We start from the raw sequence: 3,503 nt of genomic DNA on the forward strand, positions 1-3,503 counted from the left end.
GAGGTCGCGGATGACCGGGGCGAGGCGGGCGGCGAGCTCGCGCACGGTCGCCTCGTCGGCGTCGGCGGAAAGGGCGTCGAACTCGGCGTCGAGGTGCCGGTGAGCAGCGCGCCCAGGGCCGACCGGAGGTCCTCCCCGGCGAACCAGTCGCCCGTGTGATCGACGCAGTACACGCGTCCCTGTTCGTCGACGGCGAGCAGCCCCGCGCCCACCCCGGGCCCCTCCGGGCCGAGGTGCCCGGCCTCCCCCAGCGGCGTCAGTTCGGTGCCGAGCGCCTGCCCGAGGTCGCGCAGCGTGCGGGCCGCGTGCAGCCCCCGCAGCGGCGCCACCGTCACCTGGCACGGCACGTGCTCCCGGCCGCCCGCGCGCGGCACCACGGTGAGGGAGCCGAACTCCTCCCACAGCTGCTCGGCCGCCGGCACCACGACGTGCGGGTGGCCCAGCGAGGAGAGGTGGTTGCGCAGTTCCGCCGCCCAGAGGACCGACTCCTCGGCGCACCGGCCGGGTTCCCAGCCGGCGTCGACGAGGGCCTGCTCGACCAGGGCGGCGGTGTCCTCGCCGCCGGTGGCGGCCTTCCCCTTCAGGACGGGGAGCCGCAGCGCGGTGGTGGCATCGGTGACGGGGCTGATGGAGCGCACCCCGAAGTGGTTGAGGAGCGCGGTGCAGGAGTGGCAGTGCCGCGCGTACTCGCCGTGCTGCGGGTCGCCGTCCTCCCGGATGTGGCGGGTGGTGATGCGGGCGCCCTTGAGGGCGCGGCGGGCCTGGCCGTTGCTGGAGGCGTCGGCGGCGGTCAAACGCCGGGAGACCAGCGTCACCTCCGGGCAGCGGCCGGTGTGGCGGTCGCGCTGCGCGGGGCCGAGGCCGTCGAGCACCTTCCGCACCAGGGGGTGCGGTTCGGGTACCGGGCCGGAGCGGGCGGCGGTGGCGGTGAGCACCGGCTCGCCGGGCAGCGACAGGGCGGCGGCGGTGGTGGGGAGGATGCCGTCGCGGCGGTGGTGGAGGCGGGGGGCGCCGGGGCGGGCCCAGCCCAGGCGGGGGTCGCCGACAGCTCGCCGGCCGCTGTCCGGAATCGTCTTCATGGTGGTGGTTCCTCCCCCGCGATGAGGCGTGGACCTCGTATCCGTCAGCTTGCCACACCGTGCCCTCCGGACCGGGGACCCCATAGGCTGTGGCGGAACAGCGATCAGCAGCAGGGGGCAGACGCCATGACGACAGGTCGGCTCGGGCAGCAGGCCGCGCCACCGAACCGGGCCTACGCCGGACAGGTGGTGCAGTTCCCGGACCCCGTTCGCGCCGCCCGCTTCCCGCAGGGGATCCGGGTCGACGACGACGGCTACCCGGACTTCTCTCCCTATGCCCGCGCCGCGGCGGAGATCGCCGAGCCCCCGGAGGGCTTCGGCGTCGACGAGCTGCGGCTGACCGACTACGTGTCGGCCAACGCGGCGCTGCACGCCGAGGGCCACGAGCTGTGGGCCGACGTCCCCCCGGTGGCGACCCCCCACGGGTGGACGTGGCACCACGTGGCGGGCAGCCGGCGGCTGGAGCTGGTACCGGCCGAGGTGAAGGCGCTGCTGCGCCACCACGGCGGCCTCTCCACCACCGCCGTCGACCAGGACAAGCGCGGGACCCGGCCGCTGGCGGATCCGCAGCCGGTGCACTTCGCGGTGCCGCAGCCCATCGGGGTGCCGGAGGAGCTGGTGGCGGGCGCGGAGGCCAAGCTCGGCTACCGGCTGCCCGAGGCGTACCGGATGTTCCTCAAGGCCGTCGGCGGCGGCGCGCCGGAGGGGGTCGCGCTCGACGCGGAGCTGGGGCTGCTGCTGGACCAGCCGTTCTTCACGCTGCGCGACGAGGCGGCCGTCAACGACCTCGTCTACATCAACAAGTGCCTGCGCGACCACCTCACCAAGGACTACCTCGGCGTGGCGTTCGTGCAGGGCGGCATCCTGGCGCTGAAGGTCAAGGGCGAGGAGACCGGGTCGGTGTGGCTGTGCCCGCTGGACGACGCCCGGGACAAGGACGGTCTGACGGTCCAGGAGCGGGTCGACCGGCTGCTGCTGCCGTGCGGCGCCGACTTCGACGCGTTCCTGCTGCGGCTGGCGGCCAACCCGCCGGAGCTGGACACCGTCGCCAATCTGATGGTGGACGGCGGGTTCGCGTACGCCGTCCCGCTGGAGAGGTGAGACACCGATGGTGACGTTCGCACAGGCGCAGGAGCGCGCCGAGCGGTGGGTGAACGCCTCGGTCACGGGGGACGCGCGGCGCGCGGTCGTGGTCCGCGAGTTCGACCTCGGCTTCGTGGCCTGGGCCGAGGGCCCGTCCGGGCACCCGACCGGCGGCCGACTGGTGATCGCCCGCGACAGCGGCGAGACCACGCTGTGGCCGGCGCTGCCGGTCGACGGGGTGATAGACGCCTACCTGGCGCGGTACGGCGACGTGCCGGCGGCGCCGGAACCCGAGCAGGAGCCGCCCGCCGTCGATCTGGAGGCGACGTCCTTCCTGTTGACGCCGCCGCAGTGGCTCCAGGACGCCGCCGACCGCGCGGGAATCCCCGACCACCGCCCGGCCGCGGAGCCGGCGGAGCCGGTGGCGGCTCCGGCTCCGCAGCGCCCGGTGGGGGCGGGCCTGCGGCCGGAGGACGTGGCGGAGCCCTTCGAACCGGAGCCTTTCGAACCGGAACCCGCCGAAGCAGAACCCGCCGAGGCGGAGGGTGCAGAGGCGGAGGGCAGCGAGGCGGAGCCGGTGGCGCCGGAGCCCGCCGAGGCGGAGCCCGCCGCAGCGGCCGGGCGGCCGGTCGACCCCTTCGCGGTGCTGAACCCGGAGGACGGGTCGGGGGCGGGCGGGTCCGCCGCCGCGGAGCCCCCCGCCGCCCCGGCCACGGGCGGCGGCTCGCCGTGGGACGCGACCGACACCTCCGGGACGGGCGCCGACGACGCCTCGATGCCGCCGCCGGCAACCGTGTTCTCCACCCCGGCGGTGAGCGCCCCGGCGCCCGCCGCCGGGCCGGAGCCCGCCGACCTCGCCGACGCGGAGGCACGGACGGCGATCATGCCCGCTCGCGGTGAACTGCCGGCGACCGCGGTGCACCCGGCCGTCCCCGAACGGCAGACACCCGCCCCGACGCCGCCCCCGCCGCCGGGGCCCCCGCCGACGGCGCGGGCGACCGGCGCGGCGGACATAGCCGAGGCCGACACCGCCAAGGCGTCGGCCGCCCCGCGCAGCCCGCAGACCGGCGGCGACAGCTCCTACGTGCCGACGCAGATGGTCTCCGCCGTCGATCTGAAGCGCCAGAGCCAGGCGGCGAAGCGGGACACCCCGCCGCCGCCCCCGCCACCGGTCGGTACGAGCGGCGGCGACGGCGTGCACCACGCGGCGACCATGCTGGCGCACGCCACTCCCCCGCCCGGCCCCGCCGGCTCCGGGGTGAGCCCGAACCGCAGCCGCCACATCCGGCCCAGCAGCGCCATCGACCGCGCGAACTGCGGCAGCGAGGAGTTGACGAACTG

At 76.4% G+C, this 3,503-nt stretch carries 2 protein-coding genes and 2 pseudogenes; 2 read left to right on the top strand and 2 right to left on the bottom strand.

From position 1 onward, the window contains the following. On the bottom strand, positions 1–1,079 hold a 1,079-nt coding region (locus tag HCN52_RS26470; RefSeq protein ID WP_209314876.1), incomplete at its 3' end, for an SUKH-3 domain-containing protein. 126 nt (positions 1,080–1,205) lie between these two features. On the opposite strand from HCN52_RS26470, the gene HCN52_RS22860 reads away from it, so the two are divergent. Both HCN52_RS22860 and HCN52_RS26545 read left to right on the top strand, forming a co-directional pair. Continuing rightward, complete coding sequence (locus tag HCN52_RS22860) at positions 1,206–2,180, top strand: SMI1/KNR4 family protein (protein WP_168090331.1); 975 nt, start codon at positions 1,206–1,208, stop codon at positions 2,178–2,180. Between the two features lie 7 nt (positions 2,181–2,187). Further along, positions 2,188–2,370: pseudogene (locus HCN52_RS26545) on the top strand (SUKH-4 family immunity protein); the annotation flags it as partial. Between the two features lie 1,034 nt (positions 2,371–3,404). Here the strand turns inward: HCN52_RS26545 and HCN52_RS26475 are convergent. Beyond that, positions 3,405–3,503, bottom strand: a pseudogene (locus HCN52_RS26475) (SUKH-4 family immunity protein); the annotation flags it as partial.

The organism is Streptomyces bohaiensis (assembly GCF_012033785.1).
Taxonomy (GTDB): Bacteria; Actinomycetota; Actinomycetes; order Streptomycetales; family Streptomycetaceae; genus Streptomyces; species Streptomyces bohaiensis.